At 64.9% G+C, this 22,759-nt stretch carries 24 protein-coding genes, 2 tRNA genes and 1 riboswitch; of the genes, 14 read left to right on the forward strand and 12 right to left on the reverse strand.

The genetic code is table 11. From position 1 onward, the window contains the following. Positions 1–40: 40 nt before the first annotated feature. The 3 genes from ACJRPG_RS04750 to ACJRPG_RS04760 all read left to right on the forward strand — a co-directional run bounded on the left by ACJRPG_RS04750 (position 41) and on the right by ACJRPG_RS04760 (position 3,338). Complete coding sequence (locus ACJRPG_RS04750; RefSeq protein ID WP_407998895.1) at positions 41–1,216, forward strand: DUF418 domain-containing protein; 1,176 nt, start codon at positions 41–43, stop codon at positions 1,214–1,216. A gap of 86 nt (positions 1,217–1,302) precedes the next feature. Continuing rightward, positions 1,303–2,076, forward strand: coding sequence for a hypothetical protein (locus tag ACJRPG_RS04755; RefSeq protein WP_407998896.1), 774 nt, complete (start codon positions 1,303–1,305; stop codon positions 2,074–2,076). A gap of 137 nt (positions 2,077–2,213) precedes the next feature. Next, a complete protein-coding gene (locus ACJRPG_RS04760; protein WP_407998897.1) occupies positions 2,214–3,338 on the forward strand; it encodes an acyltransferase family protein in 1,125 nt (374 codons plus the stop codon). On the opposite strand, the gene ACJRPG_RS04765 is transcribed toward ACJRPG_RS04760, so the two are convergent. Then, positions 3,245–4,168: a LysR family transcriptional regulator gene (locus tag ACJRPG_RS04765; protein ID WP_407998898.1), complete on the reverse strand. Its 924-nt coding sequence runs from the start codon at positions 4,166–4,168 to the stop codon at positions 3,245–3,247. The two genes, ACJRPG_RS04760 and ACJRPG_RS04765, sit on opposite strands and share 94 nt — an antisense overlap. A 95-nt stretch (positions 4,169–4,263) precedes the next feature. Between ACJRPG_RS04765 and ACJRPG_RS04770 the strand changes: the two genes are divergently transcribed. Continuing rightward, positions 4,264–5,124: an aldo/keto reductase family oxidoreductase gene (locus tag ACJRPG_RS04770; RefSeq protein ID WP_407998899.1), complete on the forward strand. Its 861-nt coding sequence runs from the start codon at positions 4,264–4,266 to the stop codon at positions 5,122–5,124. A 313-nt stretch (positions 5,125–5,437) separates the two neighbouring features. Here ACJRPG_RS04770 and ACJRPG_RS04775 read toward each other — a convergent pair. The 11 genes from ACJRPG_RS04775 to ACJRPG_RS04825 form a co-directional block, all read right to left on the reverse strand. Then, positions 5,438–5,513: transfer RNA gene (locus ACJRPG_RS04775), tRNA-Lys, on the reverse strand. Positions 5,514–5,541: 28 nt separating this feature from the next. Next, positions 5,542–5,617: transfer RNA gene (locus ACJRPG_RS04780), tRNA-Lys, on the reverse strand. 109 nt (positions 5,618–5,726) lie between these two features. After that, complete coding sequence (gene ybgF / locus ACJRPG_RS04785) at positions 5,727–6,473, reverse strand: tol-pal system protein YbgF (protein WP_407998900.1); 747 nt, start codon at positions 6,471–6,473, stop codon at positions 5,727–5,729. Between the two features lie 99 nt (positions 6,474–6,572). After that, positions 6,573–7,097: a peptidoglycan-associated lipoprotein Pal gene (gene pal / locus ACJRPG_RS04790; RefSeq protein WP_407998901.1), complete on the reverse strand. Its 525-nt coding sequence runs from the start codon at positions 7,095–7,097 to the stop codon at positions 6,573–6,575. A 34-nt stretch (positions 7,098–7,131) separates the two neighbouring features. After that, complete coding sequence (gene tolB, locus ACJRPG_RS04795; RefSeq protein WP_407998902.1) at positions 7,132–8,403, reverse strand: Tol-Pal system beta propeller repeat protein TolB; 1,272 nt, start codon at positions 8,401–8,403, stop codon at positions 7,132–7,134. 2 nt (positions 8,404–8,405) lie between these two features. After that, on the reverse strand, positions 8,406–9,293 hold the full coding sequence (gene tolA, locus ACJRPG_RS04800; protein ID WP_407998903.1) for a cell envelope integrity protein TolA: 888 nt from the start codon (positions 9,291–9,293) through the stop codon (positions 8,406–8,408). A gap of 2 nt (positions 9,294–9,295) precedes the next feature. After that, positions 9,296–9,733, reverse strand: coding sequence for an ExbD/TolR family protein (locus ACJRPG_RS04805; protein ID WP_407998904.1), 438 nt, complete (start codon positions 9,731–9,733; stop codon positions 9,296–9,298). A gap of 9 nt (positions 9,734–9,742) precedes the next feature. Then, entirely contained in the window at positions 9,743–10,438 is a 696-nt protein-coding gene (gene tolQ, locus ACJRPG_RS04810) for a protein TolQ (protein WP_407998905.1), read from the reverse strand. A 31-nt stretch (positions 10,439–10,469) separates the two neighbouring features. Next, positions 10,470–10,877, reverse strand: a complete 408-nt coding sequence (gene ybgC, locus ACJRPG_RS04815; protein ID WP_407998906.1) for a tol-pal system-associated acyl-CoA thioesterase — start codon at positions 10,875–10,877, stop codon at positions 10,470–10,472. Between the two features lie 149 nt (positions 10,878–11,026). Further along, complete coding sequence (locus ACJRPG_RS04820) at positions 11,027–11,779, reverse strand: SDR family oxidoreductase (protein WP_407998907.1); 753 nt, start codon at positions 11,777–11,779, stop codon at positions 11,027–11,029. An 82-nt stretch (positions 11,780–11,861) separates the two neighbouring features. Further along, complete coding sequence (locus ACJRPG_RS04825) at positions 11,862–13,667, reverse strand: hypothetical protein (protein WP_407998908.1); 1,806 nt, start codon at positions 13,665–13,667, stop codon at positions 11,862–11,864. Between the two features lie 153 nt (positions 13,668–13,820). Continuing rightward, positions 13,821–13,920: riboswitch (ZMP/ZTP riboswitch) on the forward strand. An 87-nt stretch (positions 13,921–14,007) separates the two neighbouring features. Between ACJRPG_RS04825 and glyA the strand changes: the two genes are divergently transcribed. The 10 genes from glyA (at position 14,008) to ACJRPG_RS04875 (ending at position 22,756) form a co-directional block, all read left to right on the forward strand. Then, positions 14,008–15,255, forward strand: a complete 1,248-nt coding sequence (gene glyA / locus ACJRPG_RS04830) for a serine hydroxymethyltransferase (protein ID WP_407998909.1) — start codon at positions 14,008–14,010, stop codon at positions 15,253–15,255. A 6-nt stretch (positions 15,256–15,261) separates the two neighbouring features. Further along, entirely contained in the window at positions 15,262–15,732 is a 471-nt protein-coding gene (gene nrdR, locus ACJRPG_RS04835; protein WP_407998910.1) for a transcriptional regulator NrdR, read from the forward strand. Positions 15,733–15,899: 167 nt separating this feature from the next. Beyond that, the gene (pilV, locus tag ACJRPG_RS04840; RefSeq protein ID WP_407998911.1) at positions 15,900–16,439 is read left to right on the forward strand and encodes a type IV pilus modification protein PilV; all 540 of its coding nucleotides are present in this window, start codon (positions 15,900–15,902) and stop codon (positions 16,437–16,439) included. Beyond that, entirely contained in the window at positions 16,436–17,359 is a 924-nt protein-coding gene (locus tag ACJRPG_RS04845; RefSeq protein ID WP_407998912.1) for a PilW family protein, read from the forward strand. The genes pilV and ACJRPG_RS04845 overlap by 4 nt, the downstream gene beginning before the upstream one ends. 3 nt (positions 17,360–17,362) lie before the next feature. Next, positions 17,363–17,944 (forward strand): pilus assembly PilX family protein, encoded by a 582-nt coding sequence (locus ACJRPG_RS04850; RefSeq protein ID WP_407998913.1) that lies wholly within the window; start codon positions 17,363–17,365, stop codon positions 17,942–17,944. A 7-nt stretch (positions 17,945–17,951) separates the two neighbouring features. Further along, a complete protein-coding gene (locus ACJRPG_RS04855) occupies positions 17,952–19,970 on the forward strand; it encodes a pilus assembly protein (protein ID WP_407998914.1) in 2,019 nt (672 codons plus the stop codon). Continuing rightward, entirely contained in the window at positions 19,967–20,425 is a 459-nt protein-coding gene (locus ACJRPG_RS04860; RefSeq protein ID WP_407998915.1) for a type IV pilin protein, read from the forward strand. The genes ACJRPG_RS04855 and ACJRPG_RS04860 overlap by 4 nt, the downstream gene beginning before the upstream one ends. Positions 20,426–20,445: 20 nt before the next feature. Further along, positions 20,446–20,988, forward strand: coding sequence for a GspH/FimT family pseudopilin (locus tag ACJRPG_RS04865; protein ID WP_407998916.1), 543 nt, complete (start codon positions 20,446–20,448; stop codon positions 20,986–20,988). A 14-nt stretch (positions 20,989–21,002) separates the two neighbouring features. Then, positions 21,003–22,100: a bifunctional diaminohydroxyphosphoribosylaminopyrimidine deaminase/5-amino-6-(5-phosphoribosylamino)uracil reductase RibD gene (gene ribD / locus ACJRPG_RS04870; RefSeq protein WP_407998917.1), complete on the forward strand. Its 1,098-nt coding sequence runs from the start codon at positions 21,003–21,005 to the stop codon at positions 22,098–22,100. Between the two features lie 11 nt (positions 22,101–22,111). Continuing rightward, positions 22,112–22,756, forward strand: a complete 645-nt coding sequence (locus ACJRPG_RS04875; protein ID WP_407998918.1) for a riboflavin synthase — start codon at positions 22,112–22,114, stop codon at positions 22,754–22,756. The last annotated feature ends 3 nt before the right edge of the window (positions 22,757–22,759 follow it).

The raw sequence follows: 22,759 nt of genomic DNA on the forward strand, positions 1-22,759 counted from the left end.
GGCGGCGCCACTGGTAGCGCTTCCACTTCAAGCCGAGCCCATGAATCCATCGTCCCGCCTCGATCTTGTCGACGCCCTGCGCGGCTTCGCTCTCGTCTCGATCATGCTGCTGCATAACATCGAGCATTTCGACCTCTACCATGTGCCGACGGGTTTGCCGGTTTGGCTGGCGGCGATCGACAAAGTGATCTGGGATGCGGGCTTCTTCCTGTTCGGCGGCAAGTCCTACGCCATCTTCGCCATGTTGTTCGGTGTTACCTTCTGGCTGCAGTTCAGCCGGCGCGCGGAGCAGGGCGCCGACTTCCGCCCCCGTTTCGCCTGGCGCATGCTGCTGCTGTTCGGTTTTGGCCTGGTGAACTCGCTGTTCTACCACGGCGATATCCTGACGCTCTACGCGGCGCTGGCGATCGCGCTGCTGCCGGTGGCGCGCCTGCGGGACGGCACCGTGCTTGCCATTGCGGTGGTCCTGCTGCTGCAGCCCTATGCCTGGTGGGAATTGCTGCAGGCTGCGCCAGTCACCGGCGATCCGGCTTCCTGGGCCTATTTCGGCCGCGCCAATGAGTACCTGGCCCGCGGTTCGCTATGGCAGGTCTGGACCGGCAACCTCCTGAACGGCAAGCCCGGCGTGGTGCTGTGGAGCTGGGAGAATGGCCGCCTGTTCCAGATTCCGGCCCTGTTCATGCTCGGCATGCTGGCCGCGCGCCGCCGGCTGTTCGCGCTGACGGAGGCCAATGGACGCCTGTGGCTGCGGGTGCTGGCGGCCGCGCTGGTCGCTTTCGTTCCGCTCTTCCTGATGAAACGGGGCGTGCCGGCGTGGGACCTGGGCCTGGCCGTGCAGCGTCCGCTGGAGACCATCCTGGCGTCGTGGGCGAACTTCGCTTTCATGCTGGTGCTGGTGTCGGCCTTTGCGCTGTGCTACCAGCGCCGCGCGGGCGCGCGCTTCCTGTCGGCCTTCATGCCACTGGGACGCATGAGCCTGACCAGCTACCTGCTGCAGTCCGTGGTCGGCACCACGCTGTATTACGGCTGGGGCTTCGGCCTCTACGAGCATACCGGCGCCACGGTGTGCCTGCTGATCGGCATCGCGCTCGCGGTGTTGCAGGGCATGTTCAGCGCATGGTGGCTGCACCATCACGCACAGGGACCGCTGGAATCGTTGTGGCACCGCCTGACCTGGCTGCGCCAGCCACTTGCAGCTCACAAGTTGACGCCTTAGCGCAACGGCCTTCCGTTCTCGTCTTGCTGGCCGGCACGGGATAAAACTATGCTGCTGGTATCGGGCCACGCATGGAAAGGGAAGTGATGCCGCGACGACCAAACAATCTGGTGAAGTTCAGCAAGAGCGGCGGCGTCAGCAAGCGCCCGGTGTTCAACGCGAACGCGAAGGCTTTCGCGCGCCTGAACCATAACGAGCAGCCGGGCGCCGAGCAGGTGACGCGCAAGACCAATCTGAACAACCTGAACGCGGCGATGCCGCACCGCATGTCCTGGAAGGACATCCGCGACAACACGGCGCGCTTCGCCTCGCGCAAGGAGACTTCGGCCGATTTCGAACGCTGGACAGACCGCTTCATCGAAGCCGGCGCCGAGAAGATCAGCCAGCTGGACAAGGGTTCCGCACTGCACACGGCCGCGAAGAAGTCGCATGCCGAGTTCCAGGTCCGGCGCGACGCGTTCATGCGCGATCGCAGCAGTCCGAAAAAGCGCGAACTCTTCGAGAAAAGCGCCAACCAGTATTTTGCCAACGTCCCCGACCTGGGGCCGCATTTCGGCGTGAATAATGTGGTGGGGGAGCTGGCCCACCTGAATGTGGTTGAACGGGGGCGGGGAAGGATCAGGAGCCCGTCCGATCACACGCGCGAGTTCAGCCCGATGAGCCGGCGCGTGCTCGACATGTCGCCAGGCCGCCTGAGCGGTGTGGCGGTGACATCAGGCGGCGAGCTGATCGATGTGCGCGGCAAGACCCACGCCCGCAACACCGGTAACTTTTCCCAGTCGCGGCTGGACCAGATCAGCGGCCACGGACCGACCGTGGTCTCTTCCTTCCGGCCAGGGACCAAGGGCCCGTTCAAATAAAAGGCGTCCCGACGCACCCCCCGCGCAGCCGCGCGCACGCATTTTGCCAAGCTCGGCTATCATTGCGCCCGCCCGGCACGGCCATCTGCAATGCGCCAGCCGGTTTGATTTGGTAGAACGCGCGGCAAGGGAAGTCGATGAAGGGTGTGGCAGGAGGGGCGGCCGCTGTGGCGCCGCCGCAGTTTGGTTTGATCAATGTATTGAAGGCCGGTGCCGCGCAGCTGATCGTGCTGCACCATCTTGCGTTTTACGGGCCCATGGCCGACCGCGCCGGAGAACTGTTCCCGGACCTGGTGGGATGGCTCGCGTCCGACGCGCGCATTGCCGTGCAGGTGTTCCTCGTGATCGGCGGCTTCCTCGCGGCGAAATCGCTGGCGCCGGCCGGGCATGCGGGGCTGGCCGATCCGCTGGGCGCCCTGTGGCAGCGCTATCTGAAGCTTGCGCCGCCTTTCTTCGCCGCGACCTTGCTGGCGGCTGCTGCGGGCGCCCTGGCCGCGCAGTGGATGACGCACGAGTCCATTTCCGCGCCCGCCACCGTGGGCCAGCTCGCCGCGCATGCCTTGCTGCTGCATGATGTGCTCGGCTATCCGGCGCTGTCGGCGGGGGCCTGGTATGTGGCGATCGACTTCCAGCTGTATGCGATGGCCGTGCTGATGGCCTGGGGCGCCGGCCTTGCCATGCGGCCGCGCGCGCTGCTGCTGCCGCTGATCGCGGCGGCCGGCGTTATCCTGTCGCTGCTGCACTTCAACCTGGATCCGGACTGGGACAACTGGGGGCTGTATTTCTTCGGCAGCTACGGCCTGGGCATGCTGGCCTGGTGGGCCGGCGATGCGCGCCGGCCGGCACGTGCAGCGCTGTTGCTGGCGGCGCTGATCGTGCTGTCTGCGCTGCTGGCGCTGCTGGTCGAATTCCGCAGCCGCATCGCGCTGGCGCTGCTTACCGCCTGCCTGCTGCTGCTGTGGGGCCGGGTGCGGACGCATGCCGCCAGTGCCGCCTGGCCTGCTGTGAATGCGCTGGCACGCAGCTCTTACTCGGTGTTCCTCGTCCACTTTCCCGTATGCCTCGTGGTCAATGCCGCCTTCACGCGGTTTGCGCCGCCGGCACCCGAATGGCAAGCCCTGGGCATGCTGCTGGCGTGGGGCGCCAGCGTCACGGGCGGCGCGCTGTTCTACCGCGTTGTGGAAGCGCCGCTCGCCGCATCTGACCTGATGAAGTCGAGGAAGGCGCGCAGCGGCGGCGGCACCAGCCTGCGTCCCGGGTAATACAGGAAGGGGCCGGAAAACGAAAGCCACCAGGGTTCGAGGATCGGCGCCAGCGCACCGCTGTCGAGGTGCGGGCGCAGCCAGTCTTCGAAAAAGTAGATGATGCCGCTGCCGGCAATGGCCGCTTCGATCAGCAGGTCGGACACCGCGCCTCCCTGCACCATGAGCGGACCATCCACATCCACCTTCAGCGTTTCGCCCGCGCGCGCGAACTCCCACGCGAAGGGGGCCCGTCCGGCAAAGCGCAGGCGCAGGCAGTCATGCTGCAGCAGTTCGCCGGGGTGCGCCGGGCGTCCGCGCCGGTCGAGGTAGGAGGGGGCAGCCGCTGCCGCGAAACGCTGGACGCGCGGGCCGATCGGCACCGCGATCATGTCCTGCTCCAGCCTTTCGTCGTAGCGAATGCCGGCATCGCAGCCGGCGGCGACCAGGTCAACGAAGGTGTCTTCAGCCGTGATATCAAGGCGGATGTCCGGGTAGGCGGCAAGGAAGCGCGGCACGATGGCGGGCAGTACCAGGCGTGCGCCGCTGATCGGGACGTTGAGGCGCAGCGTGCCCGCCGGCCGGCCCCGGTAATCATTCAGCGTATCGACCGCCGCCGCCACTTCCTGCAGCGCCGGGCCGAGCCTGTCCAGCAGGCGCTGGCCCGCTTCGGTCGGCACTACACTGCGCGTCGTCCGGTGCAGCAGGCGCACGCCAAGTTGCGTTTCGACCCGCCGCACCGCCTCGCTCAGGCCGGAAGCGCTCATGCCGCTGGCGCGCGCGCCTTCACGGAAGCCATGGGCATTGGCCACCGCAATGAAGGCGTTCAGGTCGGCGAGATCAACTTTCATTGTGCGGGATTTCGTACAGGTTGTACTGATTATACTGGCTTATCGAACGGGAGGCGGGCAACTACACTGGTTCCATTCTTACTGAGGAGCCTGAAATGAAACAGCCAAACCCAACCTTCCAGCTTGGCCAGCGCACCGTGCGGCGCATCGGCTACGGCGCCATGCGCTTGAGCGGCCCGCACATCTACGGCCCGCCGGCCGACCGTGACGGCGCGCTGGCCGTGCTGCGCGCGGCAGTGGACGCCGGTGTGAACCATATCGACACCAGCGACTTCTACGGTCCGCACATCACCAACCAGCTGATCCGCGAGGCGCTGCGCCCCTATCCCGGCGATCTGGTGATCGTCACCAAGATCGGAGCGCGGCGCGGCGCGGACGCCTCCTGGCTGCCGGCCTTCAGCCCGGATGAACTGGAGCAGGCGGTGCACGACAACCTGCGCAACCTCGGCCTTGATGTGCTGGAAGTGGTGAACCTGCGCGTGATGTTCGACGTCATGGGACCGGCGGAGGGCTCGATCGAAGCGCAACTGACCAAGGTGGCGGAGCTGCAGCAGAAAGGACTGGTCAGGCATATCGGCCTGAGCAACGTAACGGCGGCGCAGGTGGAGGAGGGGCGCAGGATCTGCGAGATCGTTTGTGTGCAGAACCAGTACAACCTCGCGCACCGGCAGGACGATGCCCTGATCGACAAACTGGCCCAGGACGGCATCGCCTTCGTGCCGTTCTTCCCTTTGGGCGGTTTTTCGCCGCTGCAGTCATCCGTGCTGTCCGAGGTGGCGGCCGGCGCCGGCGCAACGCCGAACCAGGTGGCGCTGGCCTGGCTGCTGCGCCGCGCACCGAATATCCTTCTGATTCCTGGTACCTCGTCGCTGGCGCACCTGCACGAGAACCTGAAGGCGGCTGAGGTCGAACTGACGGAGGAAGCGATGGCAAGGCTGGACAGCATTGCGGGCTGATGGAGACCGTGCCTTTCCCTCATGGTCGTCGGCGTCGCAAACCGGGAGCTCATCCAGCGCTTCATGGCGGCAACAGGTGGGGAATTCGGCATCCACCTCACCCTGCCGTGCGCCACGAAGCGTGGGATGTGGCATTCGCCAGCCAGACGGCGGCAAGCCGCTGGAACCACCAATGCGGCAAGGGAGCGCAGGTGATGCGCGAAACCGATATCACTGTTCAAGCGCCACCTGCCCGCTGAGTTTTTTGCTTGGCAGCCGGACCGGAAACAAAAAAGCCCACGAACCGGAATTCGTGGGCTTTTCTGATGAATCTTGGTAGGCCGTGCGGGATTCGAACCTGCGACCAACGGATTAAAAGTCCGCTGCTCTACCAGCTGAGCTAACGACCCAAAGGTGTAAAACCTTAGTTCTTTCGAATGGTAGGCCGTGCGGGATTCGAACCTGCGACCAACGGATTAAAAGTCCGCTGCTCTACCAGCTGAGCTAACGACCCCCGAAAGAAGCGAGATTATAGTCGGCCCAACAAAGACTGTCAAATGCCCTCAAGCATGTAATTGGCACTGACACCATGGTGCCTGACCCCATGGTGTCAGGTGGGTGGCTTACTTGCCGCGCAGGCGTTCGCGGGCGGTGGCGGCGGCGTCGCTGTCGGGGTAGTTCTTGACCAGTTCCTGCAGCGTTTTCTTCGCGTTGTTGACGGCTTTCAGCTCGGTCTGGCAGCTGGCGATGTTCAGCAGGGCCTCCGGCGCGCGCGGGCTGTCCGGGTATTGCTTGACCAGCTGCTGCTGCGCCAGGATCGCGCCCTTGCAGTCGCGCTGGGCGTACAGGGCGGTGCCGAGGTAGTACTGGGCGTTGGCGGCGTAGCTGGAGCCCGGATAGCGCTGCACGAAGTTCTGCAGCGCCGCGCCGGCGCCCTTGTAGTCGCCGTCCTTCAGCATTTGCGTGGCGGCGTCGTAGGCATTCAGCTCGGCCTGGTCGACGGCGGCGGTCTTGCCGTCGATCGTCACTTCCTTCGGTTCGATTTTCTTCAGGCGCGCGTCCAGGTCGGCGTAGAAGTCCTTCTGGCGCTTCTGGGCGATGGAAATTTCGTTGGCCAGCAGTTCGATCTGGCCGCGCAGCTGCGCGATTTCCTGCATGGTCTGCTCGTGCTGGGCCAGCAGGTCCAGCGTGGCGCTCTTGTCGGTCTTGGTGTCGAGGCGTGCGTTCAGGTCGCGCTGCAGGGCCTCCACCTTGGTGCGCAGGTCCAGGATCGCGCGGCGCGCTTCATCGTCGTCGAATACGCCGGCGGCGGCATGCAGGGAGAAACCGGCCAGGGCCACAGCCAGCACGGTCTTGGAGAATTTGATCATGGTTCAGACGCTTTCTCAAACAAAATGGAAACGGGGCAGGGCGCAGTATATACCGCGCGCCGCCCCGTTATGCCTGGCAGAAGCAGGATCGTTCAGCGATTACTTGTAAACGATGTCGGCACGGCGGTTCTGTGCCCATGCTTCTTCGTTGTGGCCTTCGGCTTTTGGCTTCTCTTTGCCCAGCGACACGGCTTCGATCTGGCCTTCCGCCACGCCCAGCGCGGTCATGGCCTTGCGCACAGCTTCAGCACGCTTCTGGCCCAGGGCCAGGTTGTACTCGGCGCCGCCGCGTTCGTCGGTGTTACCCTGGATCAGGATGTTGCGGCCGGTGTTCTTGGTCAGGTAAGCGGAGTGGTTCTGCACCACTGGCTTGCCGTCTTCACGCACCACATAGCTGTCGAAGTCGAAGTACACCGAGCGGTTCGCCAGCACGCCTTTCGGATCGTTCAGCGGGTCGATCGATGCGGTTTCCACTGGGGCCACAGCGCGGGTGTCAGCGGCTGGCTGGGCAGCTGGAGCGGCTTCCACCACTGGTGCTGGTTCGGACAGTTTCACTGGGGTCGAGCAAGCGGACAGCAGGGCTGCGCTGGAAATGAGGAAGGCGATGCTTTTTACGTTACGCATTTTTGTTTCTCCTGGTCGTTAAGGAATTTACTGCTTACTTCATGAAAGGACCCCAGGTGGGCTCCTTGATATTGCCCGCTTGAGTGGTCAAGCGCTGCTTAACTCGGCCGTCGACCGATACCATGGCCAGCGCCTTGCGTCCGCCCGAATCGGTCGCGTACAGGATGTACTTGCCGTTCGGCGCGAAACTCGGCGCCTGGTCATTGGTGGTGTCGGACAGACGTTGCTCCTGGCCGCTTGCCAGATCCATTACATAGAGCTGGAAGTTGCCGTTGCGCCGCGATATATAAGCCAGCGATTTTCCATCGGAGGAAATGCGCGGGCTGATATTGTAGGTACCGGAGAAGGTGACGCGCTGCACGTCGCCGCCGTTGGCGTTCATCCGGTAGATCTGCGGACCGCCGCTGCGGTCGCTGGTGAAATAGATAGACTGGCCGTCGGCCGAGAACTGCGGTTCGGTGTCGATGACCGGCGGGTTCGAATTGGTCAGGCGGCGCAGGCTGCCGCCGCCGGCGCCGGCCACCCAGATCTGGGTATTGCCGCTCTTGGACAGCGACACCGCGACCTTGCTGCCGTCCGGCGACCAGGCAGGGGCCGAGTTATTGCCTTTTTCGTTGGCGATCACGGTGCGCTGGCGCGTCACCAGGTTCTGCACATAGACCACCGGCTTCTTCTGCTCCAGCGACACATAGGCCACCTTGGTGCCGTCCGGCGACCAGGAAGGGGAGAAGATCGGTTCGTTCGAGCTCAGGGCCAGCTGTTCGCTGTCGCCGTCCGAGTCGGCCACGTAGAGGCGGTAGGACTTGCCTTCCTGCTTCACATAGGCGATGCGGGTGGCGAAGATGCCGGGCACGCCGGTCAGCTTTTCATAGACGTCGTCGGCGATCTTGTGCGCGGCCAGGCGGGTGTACTGCGGCGGGGCCGACTGGTCCAGCTGGCTCAGCTTCGAGGACTGGATGGTGGAGTGCAGCTTGTAGCGCACGTCGAAGCTGCCGTTGGCCAGCTTCTGCACCGTGCCCACCACGAGGGCGTCCGCCCCGCGCTGCTTCCAGGCGCCGTAGTCCACATTGTTCGGGTCGTTGATCGTGCCGGCATCGATCACCTTGAAGGCGCCGCTGCGCTCCAGGTCGGCCTTGACCACGGCCGAGATGGCGGTGGGCGACTGGCCTTCGTCCGCGAAGGCGGCCACGGCCACCGGAATCTGGTTGCTGCCGACGCCGGAAATTTCCACGCGCAGCTGGGCCTGCGCCGCGCCGGCGGCGAGCAGCAGGCTGAAGCTCAGGGAGACGAATTTGAATTTAGTCATAGTCAGGGCAAGTCTTTAAGGTTGAATCCAGCGTTGATGTCCCGTTCCACAGTGCCGTCCTTTTTCTTCGGCAGCGGCGACGATTTCATGATCGCATTCTCTACCGCCGTATCGTAGGCCGGGATCCCGCTACTCTTGATCTTTCGGACCGAAATAATTTCCCCAGTTGGCAATTGGCTGATCTTGAACTCGGCGCGCGGGTTGCCCGGCACATCGCCGCCCGTGTACGCAATATTGCTCTTGATCTTGGCCGTAATCGCTGCCACGTAGCCGCTGTCCAGGCGCGGCGCGGTGGATTTCTCCGCCGTGCCGGTGGCGCCGCTGCCCAGGCCTGCCGTCATGCGGCGCAGGTTATCCAGGCGCTGCTTCTCGGCCTTGGCTTCAGCCAGCTTCTTCTCGGCCAGTTCCTTTTTCTTCTTTGCGTCTTCCAGCTTCTTTTTCTCGGCCAGTTCTTCCTGGCGCTTCTTCTCCGCTTCCTTCTCCGCCTTTTCCAGCAGCTTGCGGTCTTCCTCGGCCTGCTTGCGCTTCTCTTCAGCGGCCTGGCGTTCCTGTTCCTTCTTCTTCTCGCGTTCCTTGCGCAGCGCGATCTCCGGATCGGGCTGCGGCGCCACCTTCTCCGGCGGCGCCACCGGCGTGGGCGGCGGCGGGGCCGGCTCAGGCTCCGGCTGCTGCTCGGGTTCCGGCTGCGGCGGGGGCGGCGGGGCCGCCTGCTGCGTGCTCAGGTCCCATACTTCCGCTTCCACGGCCGTTGGCTGCGTATTCTGCCAGCGAATGCCGCCCCAGAGGAACACAAACAGCAGCGCGTGCATGCCGATAGCTAGCGCTACCGAGCGCCAGCCATCGTGCCGCTTGGGCACCTTGTAGGGACCACCTGCCATTGCCATCGTCATCGTTACTTCGTTGCCAGGCCGACCCGGCTGATCCCCATCTTCTTCGCTTCCGAGATCAGCTGGATCACGTCGTCGTACTTGCTTTCCTTGTCGCCTGCGATCAGCACCGGATATTCGGGATGCTCCTCATGCAGGGCCGCCAGCTTCTTGACCAGCGCGTCGCGGTTCGGCGCCGTTTCCGGCGCGTCGGCCGCCTTGCCCGCCACGCCGATCGACAGCGCGCCGTTCGGCTTCAGGGTAATCTGGATATAGGCATCGGGCGGGCGCACCGCCTTTTCCGCATGCGGCAGGTCGACCGAGCTAGGGTTGTTCGAGCTCGGCATCACCATGAAAATGATCAGCAGGCAGAGCATCACGTCGATATAGGGCACGACGTTGATCTCGGACTTCAGCTTGCGGCCGCGGCCGCCGCGCATGCTGCTGTGGAAGGAGGATGCCATGGCTGCCTCTTAGCGCGACTGCCGCTGCAGGATGTTGGAGAACTCTTCCACGAAGCTCTCGAAGCGGATGGCCAGGCGGTCGATATCATGCGAGAAGCGGTTGTAGGCCACCACCGCCGGAATCGCCGCGAACAGGCCGATGGCGGTGGCGATCAGCGCTTCCGCAATGCCAGGCGCCACGGCCGACAGCGTGGCCTGCTGCACATTGGCCAGGCCGCGGAAGGCGTTCATGATGCCCCACACGGTGCCCAGCAGGCCGATATACGGCGACACGGAACCGACCGAGGCCAGGAAGGCCAGGTGGGCTTCCAGCGCATCCATTTCGCGCTGGAAGGCGGCGCGCATGGCGCGGCGCGCGCCGTCCAGCACGGCGCCCATGTCCAGCGCATCGCGGGCCGCCGCAGCGGCCTGCTTACCCTTGATGAATTCGCCCATGCCGGCTTCGAAAATGCGGGCCAGCGCGCCGCTGTGGGCGCGGTTGCTGCTGGCGCTCTGGTGCAGGGCATGCAGGTTGCCGCCCGCCCAGAAGGTCTTTTCGAACTCGATGGTCTGCTTGCGCGCGGCGCGCACGTCGAACATCTTCTTGAAGATATAGGTCCAGCTGACCAGGGATACACCCAGCAGCAGCGCCATGATCAGCTGCACGATCAGGTGCGCATTCGAGATAAGGGCAAGGAAGGAAAGATCCTGGGTGACGTCGTTCATTGGTTCTCGTTATGGATGATTGAAACCGGTCTCACAGCAGCGCGCCCTTCATCTGGGCCGCTACGGCGTCCGGTACGGCGCGCGGACGCAGCGCGGAATCGACGCAGCCGACCTTGACGCGGGCCACGTTCAGCAGGCTTGTGCCGCACCAGGCCTCCTGCACAAAGACGACGGAGGCGCGGCCCAGCTTCTCGATTCTCAGTGTTAATTTTAATACATCGTCCAGCTTCGCTGGCGCATGATAGTCGGCGCTCACGCTCTTGACGACAAACATCGCATCATGCTCGGCCAGCAACACCTGCTGGCCAACGCCAATTGCGCGCAGCCATTCGGTCCGCGCGCGTTCGAAGAACTTCAGATAATTTGCGTAATAAACGATGCCGCCGGCGTCCGTGTCCTCGTAATAAACACGAACCTCCCAGGTGAACTCCGAAGCCATTGTTTGATGCTAACAAGTGTTGTTAGGCAACATTTTACGCCATTTCACGATAAATGTTGCCTAATCTTTGGTGTTAATCAAGATAGCCGATCAGTAAATCTGATCAAACGCTTAAGGCCAACCCCTGTAACATTCGCTTACGTTTGTTATCAGGCAAGGGAACGCTTGATGTTAAAGGGAGAAAAGCCCTGGCAGGTCGGCATCAGTTCGATCAGGTTAACGTTGATATGGGGCGGCAGGGTGGCGATCCAGTAGGCGGTGTCGGCAATGTCCTCGGCCGTCAGCGGGGTGGTGCCCTCGTAGACCTTGGCCGCCGCCGCATCGTCGCCCTTGAAGCGCACATTGGAGAACTCGGTGCCGCCGCACAGGCCGGGCGCCAGGTTGGTGGCGCGCACCCCGGTGCCGACCAGGTCGGCGCGCAGGTTCAGCGTGAACTGTTCGACGAACGCTTTGGTGGCGCCGTACACATTGCCGCCGGGGTAGGGGTAGTGGCCGGCCACCGAGCCCAGGTTGATGACGCAGCCGCGGCCGCGCGCCACCATGCCGGGCAGGATGGCGCGGGTCATTGTCACCAGGCCGGTGCAATTGGTGGCGATCATGGTTTCCCAGTCCTCCAGCGAGGCTTCGTGGGCGCCTTTCAGGCCCAGCGCCAGGCCGGCATTGTTGATCAGCACGTCGATCTCGGACCATTCGGGCGGCAGGGCTGCTACGGCGGCGTGGATGGCGGCCTTGTCCGACACATCCAGCGCGATCGGGCGCACGTTTGCGCCCAGTTCCGCCGCCAGCGCCTGCAGCCGCTCCTCGCGCCGCCCGGCGATCAGCACCTTGTGGCCATTACGGGCAAACACGCGCGCCATCGCCGCGCCGAAACCGGCGGTGGCGCCGGTGATGAAAACGATCATGGTCGGGTCCTCGTTGGTAAAGTGAACTGACCAGATTGTAGCCGAAGCGGCAAGCTTGCGTGCCCGCCGCCCCGGCTGCGCTTTACTGCTGGTCGCGCTGCACGTAGACAGAGAAGGCCACGGTGTTGCCCTGGATGCCGTCGGCTTCCGCGCTCACGGTGTAGCCGCCGTTAGCAAGGCCTAGGAAGGTGTAGAGCCACTGGCCTTCGCCGTTGGCCGCCACGCTGACTGCCTGCACGTTGCCGCTGGCGCTTTCCGTCAGTGTCAGCAGTACGGTGGCGCCGGGGGCGGCACTGCCGTTCAGCGTGACGTCGGCGCTTTGCAGCGGCTGGCCCGGCGTGCCTGGTGCAATCACCACCGGGGGCACCGGATCGCTGCTTACGACATGGACGACGCTGGTCTTCGCCACCTTGAAGAACACATCGGCCGTGCTGACGGTATGCAGGATGGCGCTGGTTTGTGGCGGTTCCGCGGCGTTGTCCGCAATTGCGTGGACGGTGACTTGCTGCGGCAGGTCCCAGTTCGCGGCAGTGAAGGTAATTTGGGCGGGCGACCAGGTGATCTGGGCGTCCCCGGCCGCGCTCACTGTGACGTCAGTGGACGGTGCGCGGTTCAGGGTGAGGCCGTAAGTGCCGGCAACGCCGCCTTCGATCAGCTGCAGGCTGGTCGGATTGGCCTGGACCGCGTGCGGCGGGCCGAAGTCGAGGATGGCAAGCTGGCGCGTAAGCGGCGTGCTGCCATTGGTGGTTGCGTACAGGGCGACATAGCGGCCATCGGCGCTGATTACCGGGTTCTCCACAAACTTGCCCTGTGCCAGATAGGCTTGCAGGCCGCCGCGCGAGGCCTTCGCCAGCCTGTCATAGAGCCACACGGCTTTCGGGCCGCCCGATGCCGCATAGCCCTGGTAGATCACATAGCGGCCGTCGGCACTGATCGATGGCTCGATCGACAGCAAGGAAGCAGTGGTGAAGCTGATGCGCTCAGTCGTGCCGGCAGCGCGGTCGCGCACGAAGATATCGTTATTCGTTTTCGTTTCATTGGGCGTACTGAGGTTGATTGCTGTCGATTGAAATGCCACCACCTTGCCGTCGTCGCTCATCGTCGGATTGCGGCTGCTGCCGGCGGGCAGCGCCGCCTCGCCAGCCGTATTCACGTTGACGATCTCGCGCGTTCCGGTACTGCGATCATAGACATAGAGGTTGACGACGTTGGCCAGCGAGCGCCCGGCATAGGAGATATAGCGGCCATCGCTGCTGATATTGATGCGTTCCGCAATGCCCACGGACTCCACATCGGGTATCGGCAGCGCTTCCGTGACTTTCGTGATGCGGTCCCATATATAAAGCTGGGCTGGATTGCCCGTGTTGCCGCCCTCGATCCGGTAGACCACATAGCGGCCGTCGGAGTTGATGCCCGCATAAAAATTATTGCGCAGGCGGTTGATGTTGTTGGTAGCGACCAGTTCGGTGGTGCCCAGCTGCCGGTCGCGGATGAACAGGCTGCCATTCGATGCGGGCACGCCGAGATCGGCGGCGCGCGAAATGAAGATGACAAAGCGGCCGTTTCCGCTAATGACGGGCATCTCGCTGTTCGGAGAAGAGGGGGCCCCGGCCGGACTCACGTCGGCCTGTTCCGTGCCGCCGGTGACGGCATCGTAAACCAGGATATTCCCGGGCGACAGGGTGCTGCTGCCGGAGGGAACGTACTTGAACGCTACATAGCGGCCATCGCCGCTGAGAGAAGGCCGAGGTGCCGCCGGCGATGGAGATCCATAGGCATACCATTGGGTCGGCACTTCAGCTTGTGCGTAGGCCTGTCCGGTCCAGAATCCGCCACAGGCAGCCAGGATCACCGCTGCATGGTGGAGTGTGCTGCGCATTGTTTGCATGAAGATTTCCTCTGAAAAAATTGCGGCTTGCATATTGCAAGTATGGCAATATTGCCATGTGGAATCTATCACAAATTTCTAATTGGAAATATGGGATCCTGGCCATGCATTCTTGCTCTGCGATGACACTTCACATACAATCTGGGCTCCATTTATGTCTCACGTAACTGGCGAAAAGCGGCAAGGCCGCGAAAGGTGGGTATCCACCGGGGAACGTGAGAAGTCACCATAGCCGTTCGCCTGGGCAGCCACCGATGGAATCGTGCGAAGAGGCTGCCTTTGCGACTACCGGCTTCCCTCATTCGATCCAAACTGCCAGTCCTACTCATTGGAGTTATTCATGTTTGCAAAAGATCACACCCTCGCCAGCATCGACCCGGAACTGTTCGGCGCCATCCAGAACGAAAACAAGCGCCAGCACGACCACATCGAGCTGATCGCCTCCGAGAACTACACCTCGCCGGCCGTGATGCAGGCCCAGGGCTCCCAGCTGACCAACAAATACGCCGAAGGCTATCCGGGCAAGCGCTACTACGGCGGCTGCGAATACGTGGACGTGGTGGAACAGCTGGCGATCGACCGCGTGAAGCAGCTGTTCGGCGCGGAAGCCGCGAACGTGCAGCCGAACTCCGGCTCCCAGGCCAACCAGGGCGTGTTCTTCGCCGTGCTGAAGCCGGGCGACACCATCATGGGCATGTCGCTGGCCGAAGGCGGCCACCTGACCCACGGCATGGCGCTGAACATGTCGGGCAAGTGGTTCAACGTGGTGTCCTACGGCCTGACCGCGGAAGAAGACATCGACTACGACGCCATGGAAAAGCTGGCGCACGAGCACAAGCCGAAGCTGATCATCGCCGGCGCGTCCGCCTTCTCCAAGAAGATCGACTTCGAACGCTTCGCCAAGGTAGCGAAAGCGGTCGGCGCCTACTTCATGGTGGACATGGCCCACTATGCCGGCCTGATCGCCGCCGGCCTGTACCCGAACCCGGTGCCGCACGCCGACTTCGTGACCTCGACCACGCACAAATCGCTGCGCGGCCCGCGCGGCGGCATCATCCTGATGAAGGCCGAACACGAAAAGATCATCAACTCCGCGATCTTCCCCGGCATCCAGGGCGGCCCGCTGATGCACGTGATCGCCGGCAAGGCCGTGGCCTTCAAGGAAGCGCTGTCGCCGGAATTCAAGACCTACCAGCAGCAAGTGGTGAAGAACGCCGACGTGCTGGCCAAGACCCTGATCAAGCGCGGCCTGCGCATTGTGTCGGGCGGCACCGAGTCGCACGTGTTCCTCGTCGACCTGCGCGCCAAGAACCTGACCGGCAAGGAAGCGGAAGCCATCCTGGGTTCGGCCCACATCACCTGCAACAAGAACGGCATTCCGAATGACCCGCAGAAGCCGTTCGTGACCTCCGGCATCCGCCTCGGCTCGCCGGCCATGACCACGCGCGGTTTCAAGGAAGCGGAAGCGGAAGAAGTGGGCAACCTGATCGCCGACGTGCTGGACAACCCGAACGACGCTGCCACCATCGAGCGCGTGAAGGCGGCGGTGAAGGTGCTGGCCGACAAATACCCTGTGTACGCGAGCTGATCGCCGATGAAATGTCCGTTCTGCCAGCATGACGAAATTCACGTCCTCGACACCCGCGTGTCGGAGGAAGGGGACGCGATTCGCCGCCGCCGGCGCTGTGGCCAGTGCGACAAGCGCTTCACCACGTACGAGCGCATCGAGCTCTCGATGCCGTATGTGGTGAAGAAGAACGGAAGCCGTGCCGAATACTCCGCAGCCAAGCTGCGTGACAGCCTCACGCTGGCGCTGCGCAAGCGCCCCGTGGCGGCGGCCTCGGTCGACCTGGCGATCCAGTCGATCGAAGAAAAGCTGCTCACCAGCGGCAAGCGCGAAGTCGACACCGGCTACATCGGCGAGCTGGTGATGCAGGAACTCAAACGCCTCGACAAGGTGGCCTACATCCGTTTCGCCTCCGTCTACAAGAACTTCGAGGACCTGGCCGAATTCCAGGACGCCATCGAAGAAGCCGGCCGCGCCAGCAAACCCCGCAGCGAATAAACCTGACATGAGTGCCTGACACCATGGTGTCAGCTGACACCATGGGGTCAGGCACTCATGTCAGCACGAGCTCAGCCATAGATCGGGCTGCGCACGTTTGATTTAGCTCAAGCGCGTAACACAACAGCACGATAAGGTTCACTGCAGAGTTTTAGCGGGAGGGCGATATGCGTGCAATGCAGGCGGGCTTTACCTTGCTGGAGGTGCTGGTCGCCGTGCTGATGCTGGCGCTCGGCATGGTGGGCGGCGTTGCCATGCATTTGCATGCGATGCGAGCGCGGCATGAGTCGGCGCTGTTGTCGAATGCCGTGCAACTGGCGGCCGCTGCCATCGAGCGCCTGCGCGCCAATCCCCGGCAGCTGGCAAGCTATCTTGAGCTTGATTACGACGCGCTGGCCACGCCGGTACCCGGCATGCCTTCCGAGAACTGCTTCGCGCAGGACTGCGACCCGGCCGCCTTGGCCGCTGCCGATCTCTACGATATCAAACGCCTGGCCGCCACCCAGCTGCCCGGCGGGCGCGTGCGCGTCTGCCGCGACAGTGCCAGCTGGCAGGGCGGGCGCCTGCGCTGGGCCTGCAGCGGGCAGGCCGGGGCGCCCATCGTCGTCAAGGTCGGCTGGCAGGCGCGCCGTCCGGACGGCGCGCGGGCAGAAGAGGCGGGTACTGAATTGCCGGTCCTTGCGCTGGCGCTGGGGAGCTTGCCGTGACTGCCCGGCGCCAGCGCGGCTTCGGCATCAGTGAGGTGATGGTGGCACTGGTGCTGGGGCTGCTTGTCACGCTGACGGCCAGCGCCATGCTGGTGGGCGCGGGCGGCAATTTCCAGCACCATGCGGCGCACGCGCGGCTGAATGATAACGGGCGCTTCGCGCTGGAGCTGATCGGGCAGGCACTGCGCCAGGGCAGCTTCGTGAACCTGGCCGAAGGGACGGCGCCGGATGATACGGGGGAAGCCATGGTGAGCGGCTTCGATGCGGCCAGTATCAGCCGCAGCAGTCCGGGCCTTGGCGCACCGCAGGGCGGCGCCATCAACGGCAGCGACGTGCTGGCGCTGCGCTTCAGCGGCTCCGGTGGCGGCAACGGTGACGGCTCGGCCCTGAATTGTGCCGGCTTCGCCGAGGCGTACAGCGGCTCGCCCGCATGGAGCATTTTCTATGTCGGCATCAGCGAGGACGGCGAGGCCGAGCTGCGCTGCAAATACCGGGGCGACGGCAGCTGGAGCGCCGACGCCATTGTGCGCGGCGTGGACAGCTTCCAGGTGCTCTACGGCCTCGACACCGATATCCCCGCCGACGGCACGCCCAACCGCTACCTGAACGCGAGCGCAATCCGCGCCCTTGACGACGCGCTGGTGCTGGAAGGCAGCACGCCCTCCGAGCAGGCGGCCGACCTGCGGCGCAGAACGCACTGGAAACGCGTGGCCGGCCTGCGCGTGTCGCTGCTGCTGCATGGCGAACGCAATTCGCGCCAGTGGCCGGGCGATGCGGTGTATCGCCTGTTCGGCCCGGCGTACGACGCGCCCGGCGATGCGGGCACCGTGATCGAAGAGGCGAAATGGCCTGATGAACTACGGCAGCGTGCGCGGCGCCTGTTCGAGGCCAGTTATGCCGTGCGCAATGTGCAGAGGTGAGCCATGCGGCCGGTGTGGACCAGGCAGCACGGCATTACTTTATTGCTGACTTTGCTGCTCCTGCTCGGTGTGCTGATACTGGGCGCCACCGCCGCCAATATGGCGCTGGTAGGCGAACGCGCGGCGCGGGCCGACCGGGACCGGCACCTGGCGTTTCAGGCAGCGGAGGAGGCGGTGATGGATGCCGAGCGCGATATCGAAGGCAAGGCCGGCCCCGCTGCGCGGCAGGCTGCCTTTGCCGGCACGGCGCCGGATGCCTTTGCTCCCGATTGCGGCAGCGCCGACCTGGCCGGCCTGTGCGCCTCACCCGATGGCATGGCGCCGGCATGGCAGCGGGTCGATATTGCGGATGGTGCGGCGAGCGCAGCGCACGGCCAGTTCACTGGCGCCGCGATGGAAACCGGACAGGGGGCGCTGCCGCTGCGCCGCCCGCGCTACATCGTGGAGCGCCTGCGCTATCGGCAGCCGGGCGCCGCGGCCGATGAGGAAGCCGGGTACTACTACCGCGTGACCGTCGTCGGCTTCGGCGCACGGGAAGGCACGGAAGTGGTGCTGCAGACGGCATATCGTAAAACGGACGAGTGAGGCTGCTATGAAAGGGATCTGGCACATCATGGCCTGTACCGTTTGCCTGCAGGCAGCACAGGCACTGGCACAGACCGGCGTCACCATCGATACGGGGCAGGCGGCGCTGGGCTGCGGCTTGTCCGGCGCGCTCATGCGCGGCCCGGCATTGGCGGTTCCGACGCCCGGCGCGGACAGCGGCGAGCCGCCGGCGGAGCTTTTGCGGACAGAGTACAAGCTGGATGAGGGGAGCGGTACGCTAACCCGCTCAGCACTGTGGAACGGGGCGGCGGCAGGATTCAGCCTCAGCCCCGCACGCTGGAATGCCGCGACCGAGCTTGGTGCCATGCCGCCTGCAGCACGCAATATCTATACGCTCGGCAGTGCGGGCAGCACGATCAGCTTCCAGTGGAACGCGCTGAGCGATGCGCAGCGCGCCGCGCTCGACCGGCATCCGCCATCACAGCAGCAGGCGGACGGCCTGGGCGAAGCGCGGCTCGCCTGGCTGCGCGGCGAGCGCAGCCGCGAAGGCCATCCGTTTCGGGTACGCAGCAGCGTGCTCGGCGCCTCAGTCCACGGCAATCCGGTCTATCTGGCCGCCGCACCGGAGCGGCCCGATATCGATGGCTACGCCGCCTACCGCGCGGGAACGCTGCAGCGCAAGCCCGCCGTCTACCTGGGCGCCAACGATGGCATGCTGCACGCTTTCGATTTCAATACCGGCAAGGAGCTGCTGGCCTATGTGCCGGATGCCTTGTTCCCATTCCTGAACCTGCTCACCACAGCCGGCATGCCGCCGCGCGCCTATGTCGACGGTCCGCTGTTTGCCGGGGATGCCCATATCGGCGGACAATGGCGCAGCGTGCTGCTGGCCGCCATGGGCGGCGGCGCGCCGGGCCTGTTTGCGCTGGACGTCACCGATCCGGAACGTTTCAGCAGCGGCCGCGGCGTGCTGTGGGAGTTTACGGAGCGCGATGATCCCGCGATCGGCAATCTCACGGTGCGGCCGCAGGTCGCACGCCTGCAAACCGCGCCAGCCCGATACCGCCACTACGCCGTCACGGGCAACGGCCTGAACGCGGAAGGCGAGGGTGCGCTGTTCCTGCTGGCGCTGGACAAACCGCCCGCCGAAGCCTGGCAGCTGGACATAAACTATCACCGCCTCGCTCTGTCGCCGGCGGGCGTTCCGAACGCCCTCGGCAGCCCGGCCCTGGTGGGCGACGGGCAGCGTGTGCTGCACGCCTACGCGGGCGACCTGCGCGGCAATCTCTGGCGCTTCGATTTTACGGGCAAGGCGCCGTGGAAGCAGGCCGCGCGGGCCCTGTTCACGGCGCGCGGACCGGATGGCCTGGTGCAGCCCATCCTGCAGACGCCGCGCGTGGCCTTCGCGCCCAATGGCGGCTACCTGGTCCTGTTCGGCACTGGCCTGCTGCTGAGCCGCGCCGACCGCATCCAGTCCGGCAGCCAGAGTTTCTATGCCATCTACGATGACCCAGGCCAGCCGGCTCCCGCTGCGCCGCTGAGCCGTGCCGACCTGCTGCCCAGGCATCTGGACGGCGCTGACGGCGGGCCGGACTTCACGGTGCTTGGCCGCCCGCAGGGCATCGGCCCGAACGGGGCAAAAGGCTGGTTCCTGGATTTCCGCGATGCCGGTGAGCGAAGCCTGGGCAGCGCGGTCCTGCGCGACGGCAAGCTGCTGTTCGTCACCACCATCCCCGGTACGGGACCATGCGATTCCAGCCTTAGCCGCAGTTACCAGCTGGACGTGCTGGCAGGCCTTCCATCCGACCCGGCGGCGCGCACCGGCCGGCAGGTCGCGGATTTCATCGACACGCCGCCCCTGCTGCTGCCTGCCGCGCGCACAGTGCGCCGCGAGGCCAGCGGACGCGCGACGGTGACAAAGACGATCACCGTGGTGCAGTTCGGCGCGGAGCAAACGCTGCCGCAGCAGGGGGAAGCGCTCACGGCGCATTTGCCGGCGGGGCGCCTGAGCTGGCGCGAAATCGCCAACTGGCGCGAGCTGCACCGCGCGGCGGGGGCGCCATGATGCGGCGCCAACAGGGCGGCAGCGTCAGCGCCATCGAACTGATGGTCGTGCTGGGCATTACTGCTGTGCTGAGCACGGTTGCCTTGCCCAGCTACCGCGAGCAGGTGGTGCGCCTGCGCCGGGCCGAAGCCCAGGCCGTGCTGCTTTCCTTGATGCAGCAGCAGGAACGCTATGCGTCCCGCCACAATACCTTCATCGCTTTCTCGGCCGACAGCACGGACGCCGATGCGCAGCAGTTCCGCTGGTGGTCGGGCAAGGATCCGGCCGCCAGCGCCTACGAGATCGAGGGCAAGGCCTGTGATGGCGAGCAGATCAGTGCCTGCATCCAGCTCCTGGCCAAGCCCGGCACCCACCGCGTCGATCCGCAGTTCAAGGATCCCGAATGCGGCCAGCTCACGCTCACCAGTACCGGCGACCGGCAGGCGCTCGGCCCCGCCCAGCGCTGCTGGCAGTAAGCCGCCGGCGCCGGCCCGGTGTGCGCACACCGGGCTTCACGCTGATCGAGCTGCTGATGGCGCTGGTGATCGCCTCGCTGCTGCTTGGCCTCGGCTCGGCCTCGATGCGCGAGGCGGTCGAAGGCTACCAGCTGCGCAGCACGGCAAATGAACTGGTCGCGGCGCTGCATTTCACCCGCAATGAAGCCATCGCGCGCGGCGCCGTCGTGCTGCTGACGCCGGCCGGGGACGGCACGGACTGGAACCAGGGCTGGCAGGCCTTCATTGACCGCGACGGCAATCGCCGTCCGGGGAACGGCGAGACCGTGCTGCTGCGTCATGGCCCGCCTGCCGCCGCGCTGCGCATCTGGTCCCGCTTCAGCGCCAACACCGCCCCGCTGTATATCGCCTACAATAGTGCCGGACGAAGCTGCAAGGCCGCTACCGGCCTCGGCGCCCATTTCGGCACCGTGTCGCTGCAGGCGGGCGTGCAGCAGCGCAATATCAAGATCAATATGCTGGGCCGGGTCAGGCTGTGCGACCCTGCCCACGAAGCAACTGGCTGCACCCCGGCCAGCAGCTAGGAACGGCAGACACAATGAACATCGCGAACGACCTGGAAGGCATGCGCCTCGCCCTGCAATGGGCGGAGAAGGGCCTCTACACCACCTCGCCCAATCCGCACATCGGCTGCGTGATCGTGAAGGACGGCCTGGTGATCGGCGAGGGCGTGACCCAGCCCGCAGGCCAGGACCACGCTGAAATCCAGGCCCTGAAGGACGCCCAGCGCCGCGGCCACGACGTGCGCGGCGCCACCGCCTACGTCACGCTGGAACCCTGTAACCACTACGGCCGCACGCCGCCATGTTCGGAAGCGCTGGTGGCCGCAGGCCTCGGGCGTGTGGTGGCCGCGATGGAAGACCCCAATCCGCTGGTGGCCGGGCAGGGCATGGCCCGGCTGCAGGCAGCAGGCATCGCCACCCACACCGGCCTGCTGGCCGAGGAAGCCTATGAGTTGAACATCGGCTTCTTCAGCCGCATGCGCCGCCAGCTGCCCTGGGTGCGCATGAAGACGGCGGCGAGCCTGGACGGCATGACCGCGCTGCACAACGGCATGAGCCAGTGGATCACCGGACCCGCGGCACGCGCCGACGGCCATCACTGGCGCGCCCGCGCCTGCGCCATCCTCACCGGCATCGGCACCGTCAAGGCGGACGATCCGCAGCTTAACGTGCGCGAAGTGGCCACGCCGCGCCAGCCGCGCCGCATCGTCATCGACAGCCGCCTCGATATCGACCCGCAGGCGCGCATCCTGGATGGCGGGGACACCTGGATCGTGGCTGCCAGCACCGATCACGAAAAGGAAGCCGCGCTGCGCGACCGCGGCGCCGAGATCATCACGCTGCCCAACGCGCACGGCAAGGTGGACCTGCCGGAGCTGATGCGCGAACTGGGCCGCCGCCAGATCAACGAGCTGCACGTGGAAGCAGGCACCAAGCTGAATGGCTCCATGATCCGCGAGAACTGCGTGGACGAACTGCTGGTCTACCTGGCGCCCATGCTGCTGGGCGACGCGCAGGGCATGTTTGCGCTGCCGCCGCTCGCCGACCTCAATGGCCGGAAACAGCTAAAATTCCACGATATCCGGCAAGTGGGCGACGATTTGCGCGTCCTTGCCCGTTTCAACCCTCAATAAGATTGCTCGCTATGTTTACTGGAATTGTCGCCGCCGTCGGCGAAATCAAATCGGTATCGCCGCTGCCGGGCGGCCATGAAGCAGGCGTACGCCTCGATATCAGCGCCGGTGCGCTGCCGCTGGCCGATGTGGCCCTGGGCGACTCCATCGCCATCAACGGCGCCTGCATGACCGTGGTCGAAAAAACAGACGGCAGCTTCACCGTGGACGTGTCGCGTGAAAGCCTGAACTGCACCGTGGGCCTGGATGCGCCCGGCGAAGTGAACCTCGAAAAGGCGCTGACGCTGGCCGAACGCCTCGGCGGCCACCTGGTGTCCGGCCATGTCGACGGCCTGGGCACCGTGCGCAAGTTCGAGCCGGTGGGCGAGTCGTGGGAACTGGTGGTGGAAGCGCCGCGCAATATCGCGAAATACCTCGCTTTCAAAGGCTCCATCGTGGTGAACGGCGTGTCGCTCACCGTCAACCGCGTGCACGATATCGGCAGCGGCGAAGACCTGGTATGCCAGTTCTCCATCAACCTCATTCCACACACCATCCAGGTCACCACGCTGAAACACCTGAAGGCAGGCGCGAAGGTCAATCTGGAAATCGACCTGATCGCGCGTTATGTCGAGCGCATGCTGTCGCTGACGGAGACCGGGGAACTGCGCCGCTAAGCC

The sequence above is a fragment of the Pseudoduganella rhizocola genome, from assembly GCF_045984285.3.
Classification (GTDB): Bacteria; Pseudomonadota; Gammaproteobacteria; order Burkholderiales; family Burkholderiaceae_D; genus Rugamonas.

Excerpts from the sequence above, each read along its gene's own strand:
- ACJRPG_RS04750 (WP_407998895.1), top strand. The coding sequence starts at position 41 with ATGAATCCATCGTCCCGCCTCGATCTTGTCGACGCCCTGCGCGGCTTC.
- ACJRPG_RS04755 (WP_407998896.1), top strand. The coding sequence starts at position 1,303 with ATGCCGCGACGACCAAACAATCTGGTGAAGTTCAGCAAGAGCGGCGGC.
- ACJRPG_RS04760 (WP_407998897.1), top strand. The coding sequence starts at position 2,214 with ATGAAGGGTGTGGCAGGAGGGGCGGCCGCTGTGGCGCCGCCGCAGTTT.
- ACJRPG_RS04765 (WP_407998898.1), bottom strand. The coding sequence starts at position 4,168 with ATGAAAGTTGATCTCGCCGACCTGAACGCCTTCATTGCGGTGGCCAAT.
- ACJRPG_RS04770 (WP_407998899.1), top strand. The coding sequence starts at position 4,264 with ATGAAACAGCCAAACCCAACCTTCCAGCTTGGCCAGCGCACCGTGCGG.
- ybgF (WP_407998900.1), bottom strand. The coding sequence starts at position 6,473 with ATGATCAAATTCTCCAAGACCGTGCTGGCTGTGGCCCTGGCCGGTTTC.
- pal (WP_407998901.1), bottom strand. The coding sequence starts at position 7,097 with ATGCGTAACGTAAAAAGCATCGCCTTCCTCATTTCCAGCGCAGCCCTG.
- tolB (WP_407998902.1), bottom strand. The coding sequence starts at position 8,403 with ATGACTAAATTCAAATTCGTCTCCCTGAGCTTCAGCCTGCTGCTCGCC.
- tolA (WP_407998903.1), bottom strand. The coding sequence starts at position 9,293 with ATGACGATGGCAATGGCAGGTGGTCCCTACAAGGTGCCCAAGCGGCAC.
- ACJRPG_RS04805 (WP_407998904.1), bottom strand. The coding sequence starts at position 9,733 with ATGGCATCCTCCTTCCACAGCAGCATGCGCGGCGGCCGCGGCCGCAAG.
- tolQ (WP_407998905.1), bottom strand. The coding sequence starts at position 10,438 with ATGAACGACGTCACCCAGGATCTTTCCTTCCTTGCCCTTATCTCGAAT.
- ybgC (WP_407998906.1), bottom strand. The coding sequence starts at position 10,877 with ATGGCTTCGGAGTTCACCTGGGAGGTTCGTGTTTATTACGAGGACACG.
- ACJRPG_RS04820 (WP_407998907.1), bottom strand. The coding sequence starts at position 11,779 with ATGATCGTTTTCATCACCGGCGCCACCGCCGGTTTCGGCGCGGCGATG.
- ACJRPG_RS04825 (WP_407998908.1), bottom strand. The coding sequence starts at position 13,667 with ATGCAAACAATGCGCAGCACACTCCACCATGCAGCGGTGATCCTGGCT.
- glyA (WP_407998909.1), top strand. The coding sequence starts at position 14,008 with ATGTTTGCAAAAGATCACACCCTCGCCAGCATCGACCCGGAACTGTTC.
- nrdR (WP_407998910.1), top strand. The coding sequence starts at position 15,262 with ATGAAATGTCCGTTCTGCCAGCATGACGAAATTCACGTCCTCGACACC.
- pilV (WP_407998911.1), top strand. The coding sequence starts at position 15,900 with ATGCGTGCAATGCAGGCGGGCTTTACCTTGCTGGAGGTGCTGGTCGCC.
- ACJRPG_RS04850 (WP_407998913.1), top strand. The coding sequence starts at position 17,363 with ATGCGGCCGGTGTGGACCAGGCAGCACGGCATTACTTTATTGCTGACT.
- ACJRPG_RS04855 (WP_407998914.1), top strand. The coding sequence starts at position 17,952 with ATGAAAGGGATCTGGCACATCATGGCCTGTACCGTTTGCCTGCAGGCA.
- ACJRPG_RS04860 (WP_407998915.1), top strand. The coding sequence starts at position 19,967 with ATGATGCGGCGCCAACAGGGCGGCAGCGTCAGCGCCATCGAACTGATG.
- ribD (WP_407998917.1), top strand. The coding sequence starts at position 21,003 with ATGAACATCGCGAACGACCTGGAAGGCATGCGCCTCGCCCTGCAATGG.
- ACJRPG_RS04875 (WP_407998918.1), top strand. The coding sequence starts at position 22,112 with ATGTTTACTGGAATTGTCGCCGCCGTCGGCGAAATCAAATCGGTATCG.